Genomic DNA, 22,590 nt, shown 5'->3' on the forward strand with positions numbered 1-22,590 from the left:
GAAGTAATAAAAATATGTTTAGCCCATTGTGTAACCCTTGTTACTGTGGTACGCCCCTAAGTCAGGTATTTTTGCAGCGTTAAAAAATCGTAAGATATTTATGGAATTACTGGAAATACTTGGTTACCTGGGCGGAATTTTAATTGGAGTGGTTTTGGGTTTAATTGGAGGAGGAGGCTCTATACTTACCGTGCCGGTGTTGGTGTATCTGCTAATGATCAATCCGGTGACTGCCACAGCCTATTCGCTTTTTGTGGTGGGAGCTACCTCCCTGGTGGGAGCCTTTAAAAATATGCAGAAGAAACTGGTAGATTTTCGTACTGCCATTGTTTTCTCTATTCCGGCTTTTATCGCAGTTTATACCACCCGTAAATGGATGGTCCCGGCCATTCCCGAATCCTTGTTTTATGTAGGTGGAGTAGAGATCACAAAAAATATCGGGATTATGTTGTTTTTTGCCATTATTATGGTAATCGCTTCGGTCTCGATGATACGGGAAAACGGAAAAAAGCAGGTCACTACGGGAAAAGTAAGTTATAATTATCCGCTAATTATCATTGAAGGTATTGTGGTAGGCGTTTTAACGGGTATAGTTGGGGCAGGCGGCGGATTCCTTATTATCCCGGCCCTGGTATTGCTGGCCAAATTGCCAATGAAAAAAGCTGTGGCTACTTCCTTGCTGATCATTGCGGTAAAATCTTTAATCGGATTCACCGGGGATATTCAGAATCTGGAAATCGACTGGTTGTTTTTGCTCATTTTCACCGCGCTATCTGTATTTGGAATTTTTATAGGAGTTTATCTCAATAAATTTATCGACGGAAAAAAACTCAAAAAAGGCTTTGGGTGGTTCGTTTTGTTGATGGGAATTTATATTATTTGGATGGAACTTTCATAAGGCCCTATAGAGCCCCCTAACCCCCAGAGGGGGAATTAAAATAGAGTTTAAATTGTAAACTATATATATATTGGAATTTAGGTCTTAGTAACCCATGGTTTTTTATGTAATTCAACCTGCAAGGTCTCCAAGACCTTGTAGGTTTCTGTGAATTCACGAAAAAGACCTACAAGGTTTGGAAAAAAACCTTGCAGGTTTTGCTGGAATTTCAACAGGGTTTTTGTTTGGCCCAGGGTTTTAACCCTGGGCGACTTGGCGGGTATGTTTTCTTATTACCACGGTTAAAACCGTGGTCTGCCGTTTTGTTTGATGATGGGGTTTGGTCGACTGAATGCCGCTCCTCTGGAGCTGGTTTTTTCGAATCATCAAATGCTCCAGCCTCGTAGAGGCGGCAGATTTATAGCAAAGTTCGATCATTTTAAATAAGAGCTCCATAGGAGCGACACTTCAATAGTTCTAACCTGCAAGGTCTCAAAGACCTTGTAGGTTTCTATGAATTCACGAAAAAGACCTACAAGGTTTGGAAAAAAACCTTGCAGGTCTGGCTGGAGTTTCTTCTGCTTTTTCTGAAATCCCGAAGTACTCCAAATCATTTAAAAACAAGCATTCAATTCTTCCTGGATTAGCACCTATTTCGAATGGTCACCGCAGGATTTTTTCCTAAATTTAAATCTCTGATAATCGGGGATGGGTTGACGGTATTCTGCTGATATTCAATCCCTTTAATTTTTGCTGAATGGAGAATCTGGATTACGCGCGCCTGCAAATGGCTTTTACCCTTGGTTTTCACATAATTTTCGCCTGTATAGGAATGGTGATGCCATTTTTTATGGTGGTGGCCCATCGCAAATGGTTAAAAACCCGAAACCCTGTCTATCTTAAACTCACAAAAGCCTGGCTTAAAGGAGTTGCGATTTTCTTCGTTACAGGAGCCGTATCTGGAACAGCACTTTCTTTCGAACTGGGAATGCTCTGGCCCGAATTTATGAAACACGCCGGCCCGATTATCGGGATGCCTTTTTCTTTAGAAGGTGCGGCATTTTTTGTAGAAGCCATTGCCCTGGGGTTCTATCTCTATGGTTGGGATAAATTACCTGAAAAATTTCACTGGTTTACGGGGATCATTATTGGCGTAGCCGGGGTGGCTTCGGGTATTTTGGTGGTCTCGGCCAATGGGTGGATGAATGCTCCTTCAGGATTCGAATATGTGAACGGGGAATTTACCAATATAGATCCGGTGCAGGCCCTTCTCAACCCCGCCTGGTTTACCCAGGCCCTGCATATGACACTGGCCGCATTTGTGGCTACCAGTTTTGGAGTGGCCGGGGTCCACGCTTTTCAAATCTTCAGAAAAAGAAATGTAGAATTACATACCAAAGCCTTTAAGATCGCTATTGTTTTTGGTGCTGTAGCGGCCTTTTTACAACCGATTAGTGGAGATCTTTCAGCTAAAGATGTCGCCCGGCGTCAACCGGTTAAACTCGCTGCGATGGAGGCGCATTACGAAACTTCTACCGGGGCTCCGCTTTATATCGGTGGTATCGTGGATGAAGAAAACCGAAGCGTTTCTCATAAGATCGAAATTCCGAAGGCTTTATCCTTTCTCGCTTTCGGAGATTTTGATGCTGAAGTAAAAGGGCTGAACGATTTTCCAGACGATGAACTGCCCCCGGTTGCCATTGTGCATTATGCCTTTCAGATTATGGTAGGAATAGGAACATTGCTGATGCTGGCCGGACTTATCTATTTCATTAGTCTGCGGAAGAAAAACTGGCTTCAGAATAAATATTACTGGCTGCTATTCATCTTTATAGCTCCGCTTGGATTTATTGCGATCGAAGCCGGTTGGGTGGTTACCGAAGTAGGAAGGCAACCCTGGATTATCCATAAAATTATGCGTACCAGTGAAGCGGTAACCCCAATGCCCGGGATGAAATACAGCTTTTTCTTTTACCTGTTTTTATACACGATTTTGGCCATTACAGTTACCTGGCTTATGAACCGTCAAATTAAATCCCTTAACCAAACTTCAGAATAGTTATGTTGTACATTGTGTTGTTTTTTCTGCTTTTTTCACTGCTGCTCTATGTGTTGCTTGGGGGCGCCGATTTTGGTGCGGGGATCGTAGAATTATTTTCTTCAGCAAAAAACAAAGAAACCACCCGGGATACTATTTACAGAGTGATGGGACCAATATGGGAGGCCAATCATATTTGGTTAATCATTTTGTTGGTGATTCTTTGGGTGGCCTTTCCGGTTTATTTTAATATCCTGGTGATTTATTTACATATTCCTTTAACCCTGGTTTTATTGGGAATAACGATTCGGGGAGTGGCTTTCGTTTTTAGGCATTATGATGCCGTGGTAGATAGCTCACAAATTTGGTATAACCGGCTTTTTAGAATTGGAAGTTTTGTTACTCCCATTTTCCTCGGAATGTGTTTTGGAGCCTTAATTGGGGGCGGTATAAATCTTACTGAAGATTATGAAAATTTCGGGTTTTATGACCTGTTTATGGCAAATTGGCTGAATCTCTTCAGTTTTCTGGTAGGCCTTTTTTATGCCGCTCTCTGTGCCTTTCTGGCCGCCACGTTGCTTATTGGTGAGGCCGATGGGGCCGCCCGGAAACATTATAGCAAATCTTCAGCATTTTTTACGGTGATCCTGGTAATTTTTGGATTTATCCTCATCACCTATGGTTACTTCAGTGACGTAAAGTTTGTACAGGATTTTTTAAGTAATCAGGTGTCGCTTTTATGCGTGGGATTATCGGGGGTCTTGCTGTTTCCGCTATGGAAATTTATCAGAAAAGAATACAGGATTGCCAGTAGGTACCTGGCCGGATTTCAGGTGGTGCTTATTTTGTTCGCCGCGCTTTACGCTCATTTTCCTTATATCATTATCACCAATAATAAAGAGGTTAGTATGTTGGAAAATCTTGCTCCTGAAGCCACGATAAAAAATCTGGCAATTATGCTGCTTATAGGCGGATTCGTGATTTTGCCGGGATTATTTCATTTGATGAAATCTTTTAATATGATCAAGATTCTGGAGAAACCCGAAAACAGTAAATAATTTATACTGTTTTTACGATTGGAATTTTTGGTTCTAAAATAGAAGAGCTGCTCCTTCTTAATTTTATCCTGCAAGGTCTCTAAGACCTTGTAAAAAAGCCCCCTGGCCCCCCAAGGGGGAATTGGATTAGAATTTAAAAACCGGAGTACTAAATTTTAAAGCTCATAGTAATTCAACCTGCAAGGTCTCGAAGACCTTGTGTGTTTCGTTGGGTTCACGAAAAAGACCTACAAGGTTTGGAAAAAAACCTTGCAGGTCTGGCTGGAATTTCAACAGGGTTTATTTGGCAGTTATGTTTTCTAATCACCACGGTTGAAACCGTGGTCTGGAATTTAATTTTATTCATTTGATTTAGTTAATCGAGTGCCGCTCCTCTGGAGCTGGTATTCTCTTTGTTCCGGAATTCAGCCTCGTAGAGGCGAAATACTTAAAACATATTGTCTCAAAGTTCTAACCTGCAAGGTTTCTAAGACCTTATAAGCCCCCTGGCCCCCAAAGGGGGAATTTGATTAGAATTTAAAACCCGGAGTGCCAAATTTAAAAGCTCATAGTAATTCAACCTGCAAGGTCTCAAAGACCTTGTAGGTTTCTTTATAGAATTAAGACCTACAAGGTTTGGAAAAAAACCTTGCAGGTCTGGCTCAATCTTTAATCAGGTCATTTTATTAGCCCGGGGTTTTAACCCTGGGCCATTTGGCGGTTATGTTTTCTAATCACCACGGTTGAAACCGTGGTCTGGGATTTCATTTTGATAATATGGTTTGATAAATAGGAGCGACACTTCAATAGTTCAAACCTGCAAGGTCTCGAAGACCTTATAAGCCCCCTGGCCCCCAAAGGGGGAATTTGATTAGAATTTAAATTGCAATCTTTATTTTTATTGGAAATCTAATTTTATTATCCCGTGTTTTTCTATGTAATTCAACCTGCAAGGTCTCTAAGACCTTATAAGCCCCCTGGCCCCCAAAGGGGGAATTTGATTAGAATTTAAAAACCGGAGTACTAAATTTTAAAGCTCATAGTAATTCAACCTGCAAGGTCTCGAAGACCTTGTGTGTTTCGTTGGGTTCACGAAAAAGACCTACAAGGTTTGGAAAAAAACCTTGCAGGTCTGGCTGGAATTTCAACAGGGTTTTTGTTTAGCCCGGGGTTTTAACCCTAGGCCATTTGGCGGTTATTGTTTTCTAATCACCACGGTTGAAACCGTGGTCTGGAATTTCATTTTGATAATATAGTTTGATAAATAGGAGCGACACTTCAATAGTTCAAACCTGCAAGGTCTCGGAGACCTTGTAGGTTTCTTGAGCTTGAAAAAAAGACCTACAAGGTTTGGAAAAAAACCTTGCAGGTCAGCTCAAAGGCTTTATAAAATTTCAGATGATTTTATTGAAATTCATAATCGGTTCCGGGAACGGTTGAGAAGGAGGTTTCGCCCAAATACTCACAATAAGCACGGCCATCCAGCCCGGGTGAAACCGGGGAATACACTTTTAAATATTCTTCTACCACCTCGTGTATGGTATAATCTTTCACTTCCACGTCTTTTACGTTCGGCATTCTACAAAGATTGTCAATGGGATCTCCGGGTCTAACGCAGGCCGAAATGGTATAATATTCATCTTCCTGCATTTCCTCTCCATTTACAGTGATAGATTGAATGCGTTCACCCTTTTGGTTTTGGGAATTAAAATCTACTTTCATCCCCGAAAACCTGGCCAGCCAGCCTCCAAATCTTTCGCTGCCTTTTTGAGCAAAAGCATTATGCATTTCGTTTTCCAGCCAGTCTTTTATCTGTTTTCCGGTGGCTTTTCCGGTTTTTACCTTTTCGTTTACCGGTAGCAAATTCCATAAATTCGCCCGGGTAATAGGGGCAGGTTTACCATCTTCGGGAACAATGGGATTTCCGAAGCGGAATCCGTTAGAGATCGAAATATCTGCTCCGGTTTTCCATCTGGCAGCATCGGTGATCATATTATCCATTGGGTTTTCAACAGTAAGGTACCGGTAAAGCGGGGTATTGGTGTAGCCCACCACGGTTTCGAGGTTGTCACGATAAGGCTCTTTGGCCTGCTCTACAAGCCTGGTTATATTCTTATTTGCCGGATACTTTTCCGGGTCTACTTCGAGCAATTCGTATTCCTCCTTAACGATTTTTCCGTCTTCAAAATATAAATCCAGCTTCCCCACAAAAGATCCAAAGGCTCCGGGCTCGGTGACTTTAGCATATTTTCCCTGAATCGGTTGTCTCACCCGCTCGTGGGTATCGTTTCCAAGAATATAATCTACATCTTTCGAAATAGGGTCATTGGCAAGTTCTACCTGTTTGAATATCCCGATATGAGTCACCAGAAAAAGCGCATCTACCTCTTCCTGATTTTTCACTTTCTGAATGAGTTCTTTCACGCTCTCATCGATCCCACTAAAACCTATACCTTCACTAAAAATCGGGTTTTGCCGCACCGGCACATCGGGATCATTGATACCGATAAACCCTAGTTTTACTCCGGCTATTTCTTTGGTCCAGTATGGAGGGAAGAGTTCTTTTTTATCTTCCTCGTGAAACATATTCTGAGCAATCACCGGAGTTTCAAAACCCTGTAACACATCCATCATTACCTGTTTGCCATATACCACCTCCCAGTTTCCGGGTACTATAAGGTCGTAATCCATATTCTTAATGATATCGGGGAAAATTTTTCCTTCTGAAAATGCTGCGTATCCGCTACCCTGAATGAGGTCGCCGCCATCTACGATAATCGTATTGGGATTATTGGCCTTTTCCTGCTCAAATAAAGTTTGAATATGCGCCAGTCCGCCGCGCTCTTTGAATACGATTTCTTCATTTTCCCAAAAGAGTTCGGGATGCGGGTCCAGCTGTCCGTGGATATCGGCCGTTTGTAGAATGGTGATTATTGTCATCTCTTTTTCTATTTTCTTAGAAGTGTTTCCTACAGCATTGTTACAGGAGGCTAATAAAGCAGTAAACAGGACTGCAGAAAACAAGATTAATATTGATTTTATTTTGGAATTGATATTCATATTATTTGATTTTTTCGTTTAGTATTCAACCTATTTACAGACCTGCAAGGTTCAAAAAAACCATACAGTCCGGTCCAGGTCTAATCTGCAAGGTCTCTAAGACCTTGTAGGTTTTGCAGATTAGCCTGAGACTTACATGGTTTGAAAAAACCTTACAGGTCTGGCTGATTCCAGGTGCAGGCTTAAATCTTCAGTTAAAGTTCTATGCTGAAATAACCTTTCTTCTGAAGCCTGAAATTGTAAAGAATTCCGTTTTCTACGATTTCCATTGCTTCTGGAATTTTGTTGGGATCCACGCCAAACTTCTTCAAAGAGAATCCGCAGGCTTTAATTTTTACGCCGGTTTTTTTGGCCCGATCCAGGTACTTCTGAAGCTCTTCTTTTTCAGTAAGTCCCTTCACGGTCTCTCCGCAAACAATGACCTCAAAATTGCCAAACTTTTCGCTGTCTTCGGCTTTGAGTTCTTCAGCAGTGATAAGTATGGGTTGCAGCTGCGGAATCTTTTTAGTGAGTACTACATAGTTATTTAGGTCTTCAGCAGATTGCTGGGCCTGAATTTTAAAGGTGAATAGCATTAAAAATGCGCTGAATATTAAAAGTGATTTTTTCATTAGAATTTAATTTTTGTCTCTATCTGAGACTGATGAATTTTTAAATTGAAAATGAGATCTCGACTGCGCTCAATTTGACAATGAGATCTCGACTGCGCTCGATCTGACATTGCGATTTCAACTGCGCTCGATCTGGCAGGGATTTATATTTCTTTAGTTTTTGTGTTTTGAAAATCGTTCAGAATAAAGAATAAGAGTCCGCCGAAGATGGCAATATTCTTAAACAGCGGGCCCAGGGTGTTGATTTGGCCTACCTGCACGGTTAAGGTAATGGGAATGAGTACCGCTGTTAAAACAAGAGCAGCCCATTTCGTTTTGAATCCCAGCAGCAAGGAGCCGCCGGCGATTAACATTACAATACCTGAAAGAATTACCAAAAGCTCGGGGTTTCCAAAGAAATAGGCGATTCCCTTAAAACTGGCCTGGTCTATTCGGGACACGGTTTTATCTACCTGAAGTAGGTGATTAAACCCTGCCAGCAAAAAGATGCCGCTAAGCAAAATTCGGAGTACCCGCACCGAAGCAGAACTCACCGGGATTTGAGATGTCATAATTGAAAATTAAAGTTAAACTGATTAAAAACCGGTTTCGGGACTTATGCCCAAAACAAAACGAATTTATACCAGGTTGAACTTTGGGGGAGGGTAGAATTTCTTCTGAAAATCGGAGTGTAGGGAAAGAGGTAAATAATCATATTCCCCGAAATTTTCTTCAGCCTTTCCCATTTGCCAGGCTAAAGTTTTGAAATCGAAAACTGAGCTACAAAAACTATCTATAGCCAAAACCAGAAGATCTGATTTTTCTTCAAAATTTGCTTTATTTTCTTCAGTCGAAGATTTTAGCTTGTTTTTTTCGCAATAGGGATTTACCCAGGTTATAGCGGTGTCTGCAAACAAGCTGTCAAGAATTTTCGCATCCAGCATCAGGAATTTTCCGAAGAAAATTACGGCAAGCAAAATCGCTATGTGGCTTTTCAATTTCATTTAAGATCGGCAAATATATAGTTTTTAACTTGAGGTTTTTGTGACTTATGTTACAAAGCTTTCGTAACACTTGTTACTGAAAATGATGTCTTCAATAGAGACTTTTGCAGAAACATTCCATTTTATGAAATTTCTGAAAATCAGTCTCCTTTTATTTTTCCTGATCCCGACCATTATGTTTTCTCAGCATCAAAGTCAGGAAAATACTACCGAATTAAGAAAGGTTTTTACCAATGCTCATTTTCACGGCCATTTCCGAAATTTTTTTATGAATACCATTAACCGCGGGGAGCTACGGGATTATTATACCAATGCGACTGGCGGGGCAGTAGGATTTGTAAGCGGAAACTACAAAGGATTCGAAATTGGGGTTAAGGGCATCTTTACTTATAAAACCTTTGGCAGCGACCTGGGGGATGAAGACCCGGTTACAGGGAGAAATGCTAAATGGGAGTATGAACTTTATGATGTGCTCAATAAAGGAAATTTTAATGATCTGGACCGGCTCGAAGAACTTTTTATAAGATATAGATTTAAAAATTCCTATATAAGTTTGGGAAAGCTTGAACCTGAATATACCCCGCTTCTCAATCAGGCCGACGGGCGGATGAAGCCTTTTGCACATCGTGGAATTTGGAACCATTTAAATTTTTCTGAAAATCATATTGTAAATCTTGGCTGGTTAAATGGAGTATCGCCACGAGCCACTACCGAGTGGTTCGATTTCGAAGAAGGAATTGGCCTTTTTTATAACGGATTCCAACCTAACGGAGTCCAGGCTCATTATCACGAATTTTATCATTCTCGAGGGATAGGCATTCTTAATTATAATTTCAGAAAAGATAATTTCAACCTTAAAGTATATGACTTTTACCTGGATAAATTGATGAATACGCTGTGGACCCAGGCAGAGTATGGCCTCGATAATTTCAAATTAGGCTTGCAATATGTGTATCAAAATCCGCATTCACATTCTGAATCATTAGCCTACGAAAATCGCTATGTCCAACCCGAAGAAAACGGGCAGGTTTTGAGTTCTCAAATAGGTTGGCATAATCAAAACTTAAAAATGGCTTTTGCCTATACCCGTGCTTTTGATTCAGGAAGATTTTTGTTTCCTAAGGAATTGGGTAGGGACCATTTTTATACATCCATTCCCAGATCCCGGTTGGAAGGACTGGGAAATGCCGGGGTATATACTCTGAAAGCCGAATATCATTTCCCGCAACCCGATGTGCATCTGGGAATGGAAATGCAGCAATTGAAAGGTCCTGAACCGGGAGATCTTCAGTTCAATAAATATAATGTAGATGAATCCTTTCAATTTAATGCTCATTTAAAATATGAGGCTCACCGGTTTTTGGAGGGCCTTAGCTTTGATTTACTATGGGTATATCGGGAAAACCAAAATCGAACAGACGCCCAGAGTATTTTCAACAAAAGCAATTTTAATCAGCTTAACTTCGTCACGAATTTTTACTTTTAATCCTGAAATTGTGCTGCATGAACCATATAAAATTAGGACTTAGAGAAAACTGGAAACAATTTAGTCTGCTGGTTTTAGTCAATGCCTTTGTAGGAGGTATGGTAGGCCTGGAGCGTAGCATCCTGCCCGAAATTGCCGAAAAAGAATTCAATATTGCCGCAACCTCTGCTATACTTTCATTTATCGTTGTATTTGGGGTAGTAAAAGCTATTTCAAATTATTACGCCGGGGCTCTGGCCAACCGCTTCGGAAGGAAAAACTTACTGGTTTTGGGATGGATTTTTGCCATCCCTATCCCTTTTATCCTGATTTATGCCGAAACCTGGAACTGGATCATCGCTGCGAATGTCTTGCTGGGAATCAACCAGGGACTGGCCTGGAGCAGCACCGTGGTGATGAAAATAGATCTGGTGGGGGAGAAGCAACGGGGTCTCGCGATGGGGCTTAATGAATTTGCCGGGTATTTTGCCGTGGCCGCTATAGCCTTTTTAACCGGTTGGATCGCTTCAGAATATGGCCTGCGACCCTATCCCTTTTACCTCGGAATAGTATTGATGATCCTGGGCCTTATATTCAGTATTTTCTTTATAGAAGACACCCGGCATCACGTAGCTAAAGAAGAGGGCAAAAGCGAAATTACACGGCTGAAACATATATTTTGGGATACGACCTGGAAAGAAAAAAACCTGGGGTCGGTGACCCAGGCCGGGCTCATCAATAACTTAAACGACGGGATGGCCTGGGGGCTGTTTCCTATTCTTTTGGCCGGGAAAGGTTTTAACCTGGAACAAATAGGGATCGTAACAGCTCTGTACCCAGCGGTATGGGGAATTGGCCAACTTTTTACCGGAAAAATGGCCGATATATTCAGTAAAAAAGATATGCTGTTTATCGGGATGTTATTGCAGGCCCTGGTGCTGGTTGTTCTGGTTTGGGCAGATACGATGAATCATTTTATCATACTTTCTTCTCTGCTGGGCTGGGGAACCGCGATGGTCTATCCTACCTTTTTAGCCACCATTGCCGATAACACCCACCCACAAGACAGGGCTAAAAGTATAGGGGTATTTAGGCTTTGGCGGGATTTGGGCTACGCCATAGGAGCAATTTTAACAGGTATCATAGCCGATCTGGTAAGCATTGAAGCCGCGATTCTACTTATTGGGATACTTACCTTGATTTCGTCTGTTATCATTTTGCTTCGAATGGATTACCGGGACAATAAATCTATTAAACTTCTGAAATTCAATAGTTAGAATTTAAAAAATCGGATAAATTAATAATAAAGACAACCCGATTTTTAGTAATTTTGTGGTATGTGGGAAATAGATCTAACATATCGCAATGAATTTGCTGAAAGCTTCGAAAGGTTATTTCAGAAGAAAAAGAAGCTGGAGATGTCCCGGCCTTTACCAGGTATTGCCCTGAAAAAAATAAGAGAGGCCCTGGTAATTGAATGGACTTACAATTCTAACAGTATAGAAGGGAATAGTCTAAGCTTACGGGAAACTCAAATGATTTTGCAGGAAGGAGTTACGGTAAAAGGTAAATCCTTGCGGGAACATTTTGAGGCCAAAAATCACGAAATAGCACTTGACTATCTATACAGTTTGGTAACACCTAACTATATATTAAATGCGAAAGACATCCTCAAGTTGCACGAACTGGTTTTACGAAGCATAGAAGATGATTTCGCCGGAAGACTTAGAACTGCCGGGGTTCGCATTGCGGGAGCCAATTTTATGCCACCCAATGCTTTAAAAGTACCACAGCTTGTAGATGACTTAGTAGATTTCATTAATCAAAATCTACAGGATTTAAATATAATTGAGCTGGCTACAGTATTTCAACATAAGTTTTTATGGATACATCCTTTTTTCGATGGCAATGGAAGAACAGCCCGGCTTGCGATGAATTTATTATTGATGGCCGCGGGATTCCCGCCGGCGATTATTTTAAGAAATGACCGAAGCAAATATTATGAGGCATTAAACCAGGCCAACACCGGGAATTACTCAAAATTGATTTTGTTGATGTGCCAGGCCCTGGAGCGTAGTTTGAATATTTATATTCAGGCGTTGCCCGATAATGATTCAAACTACACCGAAATTTCGAGATTGGTTGAGGAGGAAGAGTTACCCTATGCTAAAGATTATATAAGTCTATTGGCACGGCAGGGAAAAATTGATGCCTATAAAGAAGGCAGAAACTGGTTAACTACCCGGGAGGCCGTTGTTGAATACGCAAAAAAACAGGGAAAAAATCTGTCTTAAGGCCGGGCCTCAGCTAAGTTGAAATTTTGTAAATTTCGGTGATGAATTTCAGCAGTATTTTATTAATAGGCCTGGCCGCGATTTTAGCGCTGGGCTTTTCCTTTTTTCAATACCTGCATCGGGCGCAAAAAAGAACCCGGCAAAATTACTGGCTTTTTGCCTTAAGAGCCCTGGCAGTTTTTCTGATTCTCGTCTTGCTCATCAATCCAAAAATTACTTCCAGAATATATGAGATCGAAAAACCCGAACTCATTTTAGCTGTAGATAATTCAGCTTCTCTTAGATATTTGCAGCAGGAGCAATTGATTCAGGATTATGTTCAGGAACTTCAGAAAGATGAAGAGCTTCAGGAAAATTTTGAAATCAAAACCTATTATTTTGGAGAGAAAATTTCTCCTGAGGCATCGCCGGAATTCAGCGAAAACCAAACCGATATTTACGCTGTTCTACAGCAAATAAAAGACTTAGAATCCAGAAAAAGTTCGGCTGTCGTATTGCTTAGCGATGGCAATCAAACCAAAGGCAGGGATTATGCCTACTTCAAATCGGCCGGGCAGCATAAGTTGTTTCCCGTGGTGTTTGGTGATACCGCAACATATATTGATTTAGAAATTAGCAGGCTTAACGTGAATCGCTATGCGTATTTGAATAACAGGTTTCCGGTTGAGGTGATCGTAAATTATTCGGGTACCGATACCCAAAACAGCCGTTTTGTGCTGCGATCTAGTAATGCTGAAGTTTACTCCAAGCAAATTAGCTTTTCAGCCGAAAATACTTCAGAAATTATAGAATTTGATCTGCCGGCCGGCCAAATAGGTCTATTGAGCTATGAAGCTGAAATCCTTCCGCTGGAAAACGAGAAAAATCTTCAGAATAACAGACGGGATTTCGTGGTTGAGGTGATCGATGAACGCAGCCAGATTTTGTTGCTAAGCCAGTTGCCGCACCCCGATTTAGGGGCGATTAAAAAAACGATTGAAAGCAATGAGCAGCAGGAGGTTAAAATTCAGTATATCGAGGAGGCTGAGGTGAATTTGGAAGATTTTCAACTGGTAATTCTCTATCAGCCGGGTACGGCTTTCCGCAATATTTTTGAGGAGTTGAAGCAGAAGAATAAAAATTACTTCGTGATTAGCGGAACAAAAACCAACTGGAATTTTTTGAATTCGGCTCAGGAGTTTTTTAAAAAGGACTTTACAGCAAGAAATCAGGATTTTTTTCCTGTATTCAATCCCGATTTTAGCAGGTTTCAGTTAGAAGATATAGGCTTTTCAGATTTTCCTCCATTAGAAGATCGTTACGGACAAGTACAACCCGGAAATGCCCAAACAGGAATTTTGCTTTTTCAGCAAATTGAGGGAATGGAAACCCGGGAGCCCTTATTGACGTTTGTAACCGGGAATAATCAAAAAAATGCCTTTTTATTCGGTGAAAATCTCTGGAAATGGCGGGCCGCCAGTTTTAGAAAAAATGCCGATTTCAATGAGTTTGATAATTTCTTTGGTAAATTAATTCAGAACCTGGCCAGCACTCAAAAAAGAGACCGGCTTCAGCTGGATTATGAGGCTTCCTACTATGCCAACGAGAAAATGATTATACGAGCCGATTATTTTGATGAAAATTACAATTTTGATATTCGCGGGAATTTGAATTTAAGCCTGAGGAGAGAAAATTCCGAAGAAAATCGGGAAGTAGAATTGCTGGCGGGGAATAATAACTTTTATGCTGAATTTGATGACCTGGAGCCCGGGACTTATGAATTAAGGGTTCAGGAATCAGGTTCGGGAATAAGCAGAAGCGGAAGTTTTAGAATCATAGATTTTGAGATCGAACAACAATTTGCAGGAGCCAACGCTAGAAAAATGGAAGCCCTGGCACAAAATAATGAGGGGGGCTTATATTTTCCCTCACAATTATCCGATTTAAAATCCAGTCTGTTACAGGATTCGGCACTTAAACCTGTTCAGAAAAGCCGTGAAAAATCAGTACCTTTGCTGGAATGGTACTACCTGCTGTTCATTATTGCAGCCTTGCTTGCGGCAGAGTGGTTTATTAGAAAATACAGAGGCTTAATTTAAATTCAAAAGTATAGATGGAAAAATTACCTAAAATTGGTTTACCGATTATTATCGGAATTGTATTATTAATCATATTCATTTCCAAATCTACAGTAACCATAGGCTCGGGAGAGGCCGGGGTGCTTTATAAAACCTTTGGTGGAGGAGTAGTAACCGATGAACCGCCCCTAAGTGAAGGTTTTCACCTTGTAGCGCCGTGGAATAAAGTATTTGTATATGAGGTGCGCCAGCAATCCCTGGAGGAAACTATGACGGTTTTAAGTTCTAACGGTCTCGAAATTAGGGTAGATGCCTCTACCTGGTTTCAACCCGATTATGAAGATTTGGGAAGGCTACACCGGGAAAAAGGTGAAGCCTATATACAAAGATTACTGCAACCTGCGATTCGATCTGCAGCGCGGGCAGTAGTGGGAAGGTATAATCCAGAGCAGTTATATGCCAGCAAACGGGAGGCCATCCAGAAGGAGATCCTGGAAGAAACCAGAATTCTGTTGAAAAACCAGTATGTTCAGGTTAACGAGGTGTTGGTTAGAGATGTAGCCCTGCCTCCAAATATCAAGGATGCGATTGAAAGAAAACTGCGACAGGAACAGGAATCCCTGGAATATGAGTTTAGATTAACAAAGGCCGAACAGGAGGCCGAACGCCAGCGTATCGATGCAGAGGGTAAAGCCCGTGCCAACGAGATTCTTAACGCTTCCCTTACTAATAATATTCTAAGAGAAAAAGGTATACAGGCTACCTTAGAACTGGCTCGTTCCAACAATGCCAAAACCGTGATTATTGGTTCGGGTGAAGGGGGAATGCCTCTAATTCTAGGGAATAATTAATCAAACATTTCATAAAATTTTAAATGCTTACTTGTAGATTAAATTTTATGTTTTAAGTTTGTCATCATAATGAGAACAATTCAATTACATCATCATCATATTTACTCCCACGCTCAGGCGAGGTAAATTTGGTATGTAGTAATTTCACATATTTTAAAAACCCGTTTGAGTCTTCAAACGGGTTTTTTGTTTTTAGTTCCCGTTGAAGATTCTGAAATAATCAAAAGAAAAATGAATCAGGAAAAATTACGAATAGCAATTCAAAAGTCGGGAAGGCTGAACGAAGATTCCCTTAAAATTCTAAAAGATGCCGGCATCTCTATAGATAACGGAAAGGAACAATTAAAGGCTACTGCCAGAAATTTTCCTTTGGAAGTGATGTACCTTCGAAATGGCGATATCCCGCAGTATCTTAGAGATGGGGTGGTAGATGTAGCCATAATTGGGGAGAATGTTTTGGTAGAAAAAGGAAGTGATATCATTCAGGCTGAGAAACTGGGCTTTTCTAAATGCCGGGTTTCTCTGGCAGTGCCAAAGTCTTTTAAATATTCAGGTTTACAGGATCTTGACGGAAAGAAAATTGCCACATCCTACCCCAACACCGTAAACAATTTTTTAGCTGAAAATGGGATTTCGGCCGAATTGCACATCATTAACGGTTCGGTTGAGATTGCTCCAAATATCGGCCTGGCCGATGCGATATGTGATATCGTTTCCAGCGGAAGCACTCTTTTCAAAAATGGGTTAAAAGAGGTAGAAGTGATGCTGAAGAGCGAAGCCGTACTGGCCATTTCTCCCGAAATTTCTTCGGATAGAAAAGGCATTCTGGAAAAACTGCAGTTCAGGTTAAAATCGGTTTTGAATGCCCGAACTTCGAAATATATTCTTTTAAATGCACCTAACGAAAAACTGGACAATATCATTAAATTGCTTCCGGGAATGCGTAGCCCAACAGTTTTACCCCTTGCCGAAGAAGGCTGGAGCTCAATTCACACGGTGATCAACGAGGAACGTTTTTGGGAGGTGATAGATGAGTTAAAGGAGAATGGCGCCGAAGGTATTTTGGTTGCTCCAATCGAAAAAATGGTAATGTAAGATGGAAAGATTTAACTATCCCAATAAGCAGGATTGGCCCGAAATTCTGCGAAGACCTACTCAAAGCATAGAAGATATTGAAGAAACTGTAAACCAGGTTTTCGCCGAGGTAAGAGCCAAGGGTGATGCGGCCGTTTCAAAATACACCGAACTTTTTGACGGATTTACTCCGGAAACAACCCCGGTATCTTTGGCGGAAATCGAGGAAGCAGGGCAGGAAGTTTCAGAAGACCTAAAGCAGGCCATAAAATTAGCAAAAAACAATATCGAGAAATTTCACGCAGCCCAGCGCTCAGAGCGAATTTCTGTGGAAACCAGTAAAGGAGTGGCATGCTGGCAGGAGAAGCGGCCTATTCAAAAAGTAGGTTTATATATTCCAGGGGGCAGTGCGCCTTTATTTTCTACCATCTTAATGTTGGCTGTGCCAGCTGCATTGGCGGGATGTAAAGAAATTGTGCTTTGCACGCCTCCTGGGAAAGACGGGAAGGTGAACGCCGCGATTTTATATACCGCTGCGCTTTGTGGAGTTTCCAAAATTTATAAAGTTGGCGGCATTCAGGCTATTGCAGCGATGAGCTTTGGCACTGAGACTATCCCGAAGGTCTACAAAATTTTCGGGCCCGGAAATCAATTTGTGACGGTGGCCAAGCAACTGGCCACCCGCTACAATGTAGCTATAGATATGCCGGCCGGGCCATCTGAGTTACTGGTACTGGCCGATGATTCTGCCAATCCCGCCTTTGTAGCTTCCGATTTGCTAAGCCAGGCCGAGCACGGGGCCGATAGCCAGGTGGTCCTGGTTAGCACTTCAGAAAAACTGATCGCTGAAGTTGAAACAGAAATAAATTCCCAGCTTAAAGGTCTTCCCCGAAAGGCTATAGCAGAAAAGGCTATCGAATATGCCCGCCTGATTTTGATGAAAAATGATGCCGAAGCTTTAGAACTAATCAATGAATATGGCCCCGAGCACTTTATAATTTGCAGCGATAATTCCGAATTTTATATTGACGGGATCGAGAATGCAGGCTCTGTTTTTATAGGAAATTACACCCCCGAGAGTGCCGGAGATTATGCTTCGGGAACCAATCACACCCTGCCCACCAATGCCTATGCAAAACAGTATAGCGGGGTGAATCTGGATAGTTTTATGAAGGCGATGACGTTTCAGAAAATTTCTGCCGAAGGAATTCAGGAAATTGGTCCCGCCATTGAACTTATGGCCGAAGCCGAGGGATTACAGGCCCATAAAAATGCGGTGAGTTTACGACTGAAAGATTTGAAAAAATGAGAAAGTTCGATTTAAACAAACTTGTTAGACCCAATGTAGCCGGGCTTAAGCCATATTCTTCAGCCAGGGATGAATATAAATCGGTAGGAGAGGAGATGGTTTTTTTAGATGCGAATGAAAATCCGTTTCCCAGCGATGTAAACCGATATCCAGATCCGCAACAACGCAACCTAAAGGCTGAATTAAGCAAAAGAAAAGGCATTGCTACGGGAAATATTTTGCTGGGTAATGGTAGTGATGAAGTGCTGGATTTGTTATTCAGGGCTTTTTGTGAGCCGGCAAAAGACAATGTGATCACTCTGCCGCCCACCTACGGAATGTATTCGGTGCTGGCAGGAATTAATAATATTGAAAACAGGGAGGTTCTATTGAGCGAGCAGTTTCAGCCCCGGGTGGATCAAATTCTGGGCAGGGTAGATAAAAACACCAAATTCGTCTTTCTGTGCTCCCCGAATAATCCCACAGGAAATTCTTTTTCAGAAGAAAATGTTGTGGAAATCCTCGAAAATTTCGACGGACTGGTAGCGATTGATGAAGCTTATATCGATTTTTCAGAAAAACAAAGCTGGTTAAAAAAACTGACTAAATATTCCAATCTGGTGATCACTCAAACGCTTTCCAAGGCATACGGACTTGCAGGCATACGCTTGGGAATTTTATATGCTTCCGAAGAAATTATTGCCATTTTAAATAAAATCAAACCACCCTATAATGTGAATGAGCTTACACAGAACAGAGCTTTGAATGAACTTATAAATCAGAATAAAGTAAAGATTCAAATCGCTGATATTCTGAATGAAAGAGCTAAGCTATCTAAAGCTTTAGGTGAGGTGAAGATTGTAAAGGAAATATATGAATCTGATGCGAATTTTATCCTGGTGAAAGTTGATAATGCCGATAAAAGATACGCCCAACTTATCGAGAAAGGCATAGTGATAAGGAACCGAAGTACGCAGCCGCTTTGTGAGAATACCCTGAGGTTGACGGTGGGGACTGAAAGTGAGAATGAGAAGTTATTAAATGCTTTGAGAAGCATTTAATAACTTCGAAATGCTGAACTTGTTTCAGCATCTTTTGAATGATGCAATACTATATTTACATATTATCCAATAAGAATAGAAGTGTGCTTTATGTAGGCTATACGAGTAATTTGCATTTGAGAATGAAGCAACACCAAAAAAGAAGGGGAGCGAAATTCACCCGTGATTATAATGTTTTTGATCTTCTATATTACGAAGTTTTTAAAAATGCTCAATTGGCTAAATCAAGGGAAAGACAATTAAAGAACTGGCATAAAGCCTGGAAATGGAATTTGATTAGAAAAACAAACCCTTCATTAACTACACTGGAAATTTAAATAAAAGGCCCTGAAACAAGTTCAGGGCATAACTGACGTTATGAAAAAAATACTATTTATAGATCGCGATGGCACTTTGGTGCTGGAGCCTGAAGATTACCAGGTAGACAGCCTGGAAAAACTGGAATTTTATCCGGAAGCATTTTATTATTTATCCCGAATTGCCCGGGAGCTGGATTATGAGCTGGTGATGGTAACCAACCAGGATGGGCTTGGAACCGAAAATTATCCCGAGGAGGTTTTCTGGCCAATCCAGAATTTTATCCTGAAAAGTTTTAAAAACGAGGGAGTGGAATTCAAAGAAGTGCTGATGGATCGTACTTTTCCCGAAGAAAATTCACCTAACCGAAAACCTAATACCGGCTTGCTTCAAGGAAAATATATGGGAAATCCTGAGTATGATATGGAAAATTCAGTAATGATCGGCGACAGGCTTACCGATATGGAATTCGCCCTGAATTATGGCGGAAAGGGGATTTTTATCGATACTCACGAAGATCTTGGTAGTGAAGAAGTGCAGGAGAAATTGGAAAAGGTAGAGAAAGTGATAGCCCTAAAAACTTCAAGCTGGAAGGACATTTATGAGTTTTTGAAACTGGAAGCCAGAACTGCCGAAATTTCGCGAAAAACCAATGAGACCGATATTTTTATCAGAATTAATCTGGATGGCACGGGAAAATCCAAAATTTCAACCGGACTGGCATTTTTCGACCATATGCTAGACCAAATCGCCCGGCACGGACAAATGGATATGGAGATCGAAGTAAAAGGAGATCTGGAGGTAGACGAGCACCATACAATCGAAGATACGGCGATTGCTTTGGGAGAGGTGTTTAGTAAGGCACTTGGAAATAAGCTGGGCATCGAACGCTACGGCTTTTGCCTCCCAATGGATGACTGCCTGGCGCAGGTGGCAATCGATTTTGGCGGCAGAAACTGGCTGGTTTGGGAAGCCGATTTTAAACGGGAAATGATAGGCAAAATGCCAACCGAAATGTTTTATCATTTCTTTAAATCCTTTACCGACGGGGCCAAAGCCAACCTAAACATCAAAGCCGAAGGCACCAACGAACACCACAAGATCGAGGCGATCTTTAAAGCCTTCGCAAAGGCCATTAAAATGGCTGTGAAACGCGATGCAGAAAAGATGATCTTGCCTTCAACCAAGGGGATGCTATAGCCCCCCCGGCCCCCAGCTGGGGGTGATATTATTAACTTATAAGCAGAATTTTGAAAATAACTGAATCAGATATTAGAAATCCCTCACCCTTCGAGGGAGTTAGCGGGGGCCAGAAAATTGTAATAATCGACTACGGCGCCGGGAATATACAGAGCATTAAGTTTGCGATACAACGCCTGGGTTTTGAGGCAGTTTTAAGCAGTGATGCTGAAGAGATCAAATCGGCAGACAAGGTTATCTTTCCCGGGGTTGGGGAAGCCGGCAGTGCGATGAAAATGCTTAAAAGCAGCGGCCTGGATAAAATTATTCCTGAACTAAATCAACCCGTCTTAGGCATTTGCCTGGGAATGCAGTTAATGTGCAGGCATTCTGAAGAAGGTGACACCACAGGCCTTGGCATTTTTCACGCAGATGTGGTGAAGTTTAATAACGGGCTCAAAGTTCCGCAGATTGGATGGAATAGGATTTATGACCTTAAATCAGAACTTTTCAAAGGAATCAAAGAACAGGAATTCGTTTACCTGGTGCACAGCTATTACGTTCCCGAGTGCGAAGAAACCATTGCTTCTACTGAATATGGAGTGGAGTATACCACCGCAATTCAGAAAGATAATTTCTACGGAGTTCAATTTCACCCCGAAAAAAGCAGCGATGCGGGGGAGAAAATTTTAGCTAATTTTTTAAAAGCCCCCCAGCCCCCGAAGGGGGAGGGGTTGAGGATTTAAGATCATTTATCAAAATGAAGAGCTCACAACTCATAACTCATAACCGATAACCCATATTTTCAAAAAATGAGAATCATTCCAGCCATAGACATCATCGACGGAAAGTGCGTAAGACTTTCTAAAGGTGATTATAATACTAAGAAAATTTATAATGAGAATCCGCTTGAGGTGGCGAAGAGCTTCGAGGCGCACGGAATTCAGCATTTGCATTTGGTAGATTTAGACGGAGCTAAATCGAAACATATTGTCAACCACAAAATTCTTGAACAAATTGCCTCTAAAACCGGCTTAAAAGTAGATTTCGGCGGCGGCTTGAAAACCGATGAAGATTTGCGAATTGCTTTTGAGAGCGGAGCCCAGCAGATCACCGGGGGAAGTATAGCCGTAAAAGACCCGGAAACCTTTAAAAGCTGGATAGATAAATTTGGTGCCGAAAAGATAATTCTTGGGGCCGATGCCAATAACGAAAAAATCGCAGTAAGCGGCTGGCAGGAAGAATCGGAACTCGAGTTAATCCCTTTTATCCAGGAATATCAGAAAGAGGGGATTGAATATGTGATCTGCACTGATATTTCTAAAGATGGGATGCTTCAAGGCCCTTCATTCGAACTTTATAAGCGAATTTTGAAAGAAACCACTATCACTTCGAGCGCAGTCGGGAAGAATGTCACTTCGAGCGCAGTCGAGAAGTCCATAAAACTAATCGCTTCCGGAGGAATTTCAGATTTTGACGAACTTCCAAAACTGGCCGAATTGGGCTGTGAAGGAACTATTATTGGAAAAGCGATCTATGAAGGTCGAATTCAGCTGAAACAACTGGAGAAATATATATTAGCCCCCCAACCCCCGAAGGGGGAGTAAAATCCATACTCAAATGCTTACAAAAAGAATTATACCCTGTCTGGACATTAAAGACGGACGAACCGTAAAAGGAGTTAATTTTATCGATCTTAGAGATGCCGGAGATCCCGTGGAATTGGCTGAGATCTATGCAAAATCGGGAGCCGATGAATTAGTGTTTCTGGACATCACAGCCACCGAGCAGAAGAGAAAAACCCTGGCCGATTTGGTGAGAAGAGTAGCTGAAAAAGTGAATATTCCATTTACAGTGGGCGGTGGAATTTCTTCCATCGAAGATGTGGATATTTTGCTAAAAAATGGGGCCGATAAGGTTTCGGTAAATTCTTCGGCGGTGAAACGACCTGAGCTTATCAACAAACTTTCGGCCAAATTCGGAAGTCAGTGTATCACCGTGGTTATAGACGCCAAGCAGGTGAATGGAGAGTGGTTGGTGCATTTGGTAGGAGGAAAGGTTCCCACCGATCTCAATCTGTTTCAGTGGGCTAAAGAAGTGGAAGAACGTGGAGCCGGGGAAATTCTGTTTACTTCCATGAATAACGATGGAACTAAAGCCGGGTTCGCCAATGAGGCCCTGGCGGTATTATCTTCAGAATTGAAAATCCCTATTATAGCCTCGGGTGGAGCCGGGAATATGCAGCATTTCACCGATGCCTTTTTAGAGGGAAAAGCCGATGCGGCTCTGGCTGCGAGTGTTTTTCATTTCAAGGAAATTGAAATTAAGGATTTGAAGGAAGAATTGCGCAGAAACGGAGTTGAAGTTAGGTTGTAGATTCTGAAAAACCTATAAGGTCTTTGAGATTTTGCAGGTTAG

Annotated in this window: 20 protein-coding genes; 16 read left to right on the forward strand and 4 right to left on the reverse strand. The window is 41.6% G+C overall.

Translation table 11 applies throughout. The features are described 5' to 3' along the window. Positions 1-100: 100 nt before the first annotated feature. From ACW6QP_RS07310 to ACW6QP_RS07320, 3 genes are all read left to right on the forward strand, one after another. The gene (locus tag ACW6QP_RS07310) at positions 101-898 is read left to right on the forward strand and encodes a sulfite exporter TauE/SafE family protein (RefSeq protein ID WP_457910207.1); all 798 of its coding nucleotides are present in this window, start codon (positions 101-103) and stop codon (positions 896-898) included. A gap of 736 nt (positions 899-1,634) precedes the next feature. Continuing rightward, the gene (locus tag ACW6QP_RS07315) at positions 1,635-2,936 is read left to right on the forward strand and encodes a cytochrome ubiquinol oxidase subunit I (RefSeq protein WP_457910208.1); all 1,302 of its coding nucleotides are present in this window, start codon (positions 1,635-1,637) and stop codon (positions 2,934-2,936) included. A gap of 2 nt (positions 2,937-2,938) precedes the next feature. Then, positions 2,939-3,973 (forward strand): cytochrome d ubiquinol oxidase subunit II, encoded by a 1,035-nt coding sequence (locus ACW6QP_RS07320; protein ID WP_457910209.1) that lies wholly within the window; start codon positions 2,939-2,941, stop codon positions 3,971-3,973. Positions 3,974-5,356: 1,383 nt separating this feature from the next. On the opposite strand, the gene ACW6QP_RS07325 is transcribed toward ACW6QP_RS07320, so the two are convergent. The 4 genes from ACW6QP_RS07325 to ACW6QP_RS07340 form a co-directional block, all read right to left on the reverse strand. Further along, complete coding sequence (locus ACW6QP_RS07325; protein ID WP_457910210.1) at positions 5,357-7,012, reverse strand: bifunctional metallophosphatase/5'-nucleotidase; 1,656 nt, start codon at positions 7,010-7,012, stop codon at positions 5,357-5,359. Positions 7,013-7,206: 194 nt separating this feature from the next. Beyond that, positions 7,207-7,623, reverse strand: a complete 417-nt coding sequence (locus ACW6QP_RS07330; RefSeq protein WP_457910211.1) for a DsrE family protein — start codon at positions 7,621-7,623, stop codon at positions 7,207-7,209. 143 nt (positions 7,624-7,766) lie between these two features. Next, positions 7,767-8,174: a DoxX family protein gene (locus ACW6QP_RS07335; protein ID WP_457910212.1), complete on the reverse strand. Its 408-nt coding sequence runs from the start codon at positions 8,172-8,174 to the stop codon at positions 7,767-7,769. A 66-nt stretch (positions 8,175-8,240) separates the two neighbouring features. After that, on the reverse strand, positions 8,241-8,606 hold the full coding sequence (locus ACW6QP_RS07340; protein WP_457910213.1) for a hypothetical protein: 366 nt from the start codon (positions 8,604-8,606) through the stop codon (positions 8,241-8,243). Between the two features lie 268 nt (positions 8,607-8,874). Between ACW6QP_RS07340 and ACW6QP_RS07345 the strand changes: the two genes are divergently transcribed. The 13 genes from ACW6QP_RS07345 (at position 8,875) to hisF (ending at position 22,548) form a co-directional block, all read left to right on the forward strand. Further along, positions 8,875-10,092, forward strand: coding sequence for a hypothetical protein (locus ACW6QP_RS07345; RefSeq protein ID WP_457910214.1), 1,218 nt, complete (start codon positions 8,875-8,877; stop codon positions 10,090-10,092). A 17-nt stretch (positions 10,093-10,109) separates the two neighbouring features. Continuing rightward, entirely contained in the window at positions 10,110-11,348 is a 1,239-nt protein-coding gene (locus ACW6QP_RS07350; RefSeq protein ID WP_457910215.1) for an MFS transporter, read from the forward strand. A gap of 60 nt (positions 11,349-11,408) precedes the next feature. Then, on the forward strand, positions 11,409-12,365 hold the full coding sequence (locus ACW6QP_RS07355) for a Fic family protein (RefSeq protein WP_457910216.1): 957 nt from the start codon (positions 11,409-11,411) through the stop codon (positions 12,363-12,365). A gap of 41 nt (positions 12,366-12,406) precedes the next feature. Further along, on the forward strand, positions 12,407-14,443 hold the full coding sequence (locus tag ACW6QP_RS07360; protein WP_457910217.1) for a VWA domain-containing protein: 2,037 nt from the start codon (positions 12,407-12,409) through the stop codon (positions 14,441-14,443). Between the two features lie 14 nt (positions 14,444-14,457). Next, complete coding sequence (locus tag ACW6QP_RS07365; protein ID WP_457910218.1) at positions 14,458-15,273, forward strand: prohibitin family protein; 816 nt, start codon at positions 14,458-14,460, stop codon at positions 15,271-15,273. Positions 15,274-15,504: 231 nt separating this feature from the next. Further along, a complete protein-coding gene (gene hisG / locus ACW6QP_RS07370; protein WP_457910219.1) occupies positions 15,505-16,368 on the forward strand; it encodes an ATP phosphoribosyltransferase in 864 nt (287 codons plus the stop codon). Position 16,369: 1 nt separating this feature from the next. Continuing rightward, entirely contained in the window at positions 16,370-17,656 is a 1,287-nt protein-coding gene (gene hisD / locus ACW6QP_RS07375; protein ID WP_457910220.1) for a histidinol dehydrogenase, read from the forward strand. After that, positions 17,653-18,696 carry a histidinol-phosphate transaminase gene (hisC, locus tag ACW6QP_RS07380; RefSeq protein ID WP_457910221.1) on the forward strand — a complete coding sequence of 348 codons (1,044 nt, stop codon included), beginning with the start codon at positions 17,653-17,655 and terminating at the stop codon, positions 18,694-18,696. The genes hisD and hisC overlap by 4 nt, the downstream gene beginning before the upstream one ends. A 41-nt stretch (positions 18,697-18,737) precedes the next feature. Continuing rightward, positions 18,738-19,013: a GIY-YIG nuclease family protein gene (locus ACW6QP_RS07385; protein ID WP_457910333.1), complete on the forward strand. Its 276-nt coding sequence runs from the start codon at positions 18,738-18,740 to the stop codon at positions 19,011-19,013. A gap of 40 nt (positions 19,014-19,053) precedes the next feature. Further along, on the forward strand, positions 19,054-20,193 hold the full coding sequence (gene hisB, locus ACW6QP_RS07390; protein WP_457910222.1) for a bifunctional histidinol-phosphatase/imidazoleglycerol-phosphate dehydratase HisB: 1,140 nt from the start codon (positions 19,054-19,056) through the stop codon (positions 20,191-20,193). Between the two features lie 56 nt (positions 20,194-20,249). Continuing rightward, positions 20,250-20,918 carry an imidazole glycerol phosphate synthase subunit HisH gene (hisH, locus tag ACW6QP_RS07395; protein WP_457910334.1) on the forward strand — a complete coding sequence of 223 codons (669 nt, stop codon included), beginning with the start codon at positions 20,250-20,252 and terminating at the stop codon, positions 20,916-20,918. Between the two features lie 66 nt (positions 20,919-20,984). Further along, a complete protein-coding gene (locus tag ACW6QP_RS07400; RefSeq protein ID WP_457910223.1) occupies positions 20,985-21,779 on the forward strand; it encodes a 1-(5-phosphoribosyl)-5-[(5-phosphoribosylamino)methylideneamino]imidazole-4-carboxamide isomerase in 795 nt (264 codons plus the stop codon). Positions 21,780-21,792: 13 nt separating this feature from the next. Continuing rightward, positions 21,793-22,548 (forward strand): imidazole glycerol phosphate synthase subunit HisF, encoded by a 756-nt coding sequence (gene hisF / locus ACW6QP_RS07405; protein WP_457910224.1) that lies wholly within the window; start codon positions 21,793-21,795, stop codon positions 22,546-22,548. The last annotated feature ends 42 nt before the right edge of the window (positions 22,549-22,590 follow it).

The organism is Salegentibacter haimaensis, from assembly GCF_054121495.1.

Coding starts and splice junctions, on each gene's coding strand:
- ACW6QP_RS07310 (WP_457910207.1), top strand. CDS start 101: ATGGAATTACTGGAAATACTTGGTTACCTGGGCGGAATTTTAATTGGA.
- ACW6QP_RS07315 (WP_457910208.1), top strand. CDS start 1,635: ATGGAGAATCTGGATTACGCGCGCCTGCAAATGGCTTTTACCCTTGGT.
- ACW6QP_RS07320 (WP_457910209.1), top strand. CDS start 2,939: ATGTTGTACATTGTGTTGTTTTTTCTGCTTTTTTCACTGCTGCTCTAT.
- ACW6QP_RS07325 (WP_457910210.1), bottom strand. CDS start 7,012: ATGAATATCAATTCCAAAATAAAATCAATATTAATCTTGTTTTCTGCA.
- ACW6QP_RS07330 (WP_457910211.1), bottom strand. CDS start 7,623: ATGAAAAAATCACTTTTAATATTCAGCGCATTTTTAATGCTATTCACC.
- ACW6QP_RS07335 (WP_457910212.1), bottom strand. CDS start 8,174: ATGACATCTCAAATCCCGGTGAGTTCTGCTTCGGTGCGGGTACTCCGA.
- ACW6QP_RS07340 (WP_457910213.1), bottom strand. CDS start 8,606: ATGAAATTGAAAAGCCACATAGCGATTTTGCTTGCCGTAATTTTCTTC.
- ACW6QP_RS07345 (WP_457910214.1), top strand. CDS start 8,875: ATGAATACCATTAACCGCGGGGAGCTACGGGATTATTATACCAATGCG.
- ACW6QP_RS07350 (WP_457910215.1), top strand. CDS start 10,110: ATGAACCATATAAAATTAGGACTTAGAGAAAACTGGAAACAATTTAGT.
- ACW6QP_RS07355 (WP_457910216.1), top strand. CDS start 11,409: ATGTGGGAAATAGATCTAACATATCGCAATGAATTTGCTGAAAGCTTC.
- ACW6QP_RS07360 (WP_457910217.1), top strand. CDS start 12,407: ATGAATTTCAGCAGTATTTTATTAATAGGCCTGGCCGCGATTTTAGCG.
- ACW6QP_RS07365 (WP_457910218.1), top strand. CDS start 14,458: ATGGAAAAATTACCTAAAATTGGTTTACCGATTATTATCGGAATTGTA.
- hisG (WP_457910219.1), top strand. CDS start 15,505: ATGAATCAGGAAAAATTACGAATAGCAATTCAAAAGTCGGGAAGGCTG.
- hisD (WP_457910220.1), top strand. CDS start 16,370: ATGGAAAGATTTAACTATCCCAATAAGCAGGATTGGCCCGAAATTCTG.
- hisC (WP_457910221.1), top strand. CDS start 17,653: ATGAGAAAGTTCGATTTAAACAAACTTGTTAGACCCAATGTAGCCGGG.
- ACW6QP_RS07385 (WP_457910333.1), top strand. CDS start 18,738: ATGCAATACTATATTTACATATTATCCAATAAGAATAGAAGTGTGCTT.
- hisB (WP_457910222.1), top strand. CDS start 19,054: ATGAAAAAAATACTATTTATAGATCGCGATGGCACTTTGGTGCTGGAG.
- ACW6QP_RS07400 (WP_457910223.1), top strand. CDS start 20,985: ATGAGAATCATTCCAGCCATAGACATCATCGACGGAAAGTGCGTAAGA.
- hisF (WP_457910224.1), top strand. CDS start 21,793: ATGCTTACAAAAAGAATTATACCCTGTCTGGACATTAAAGACGGACGA.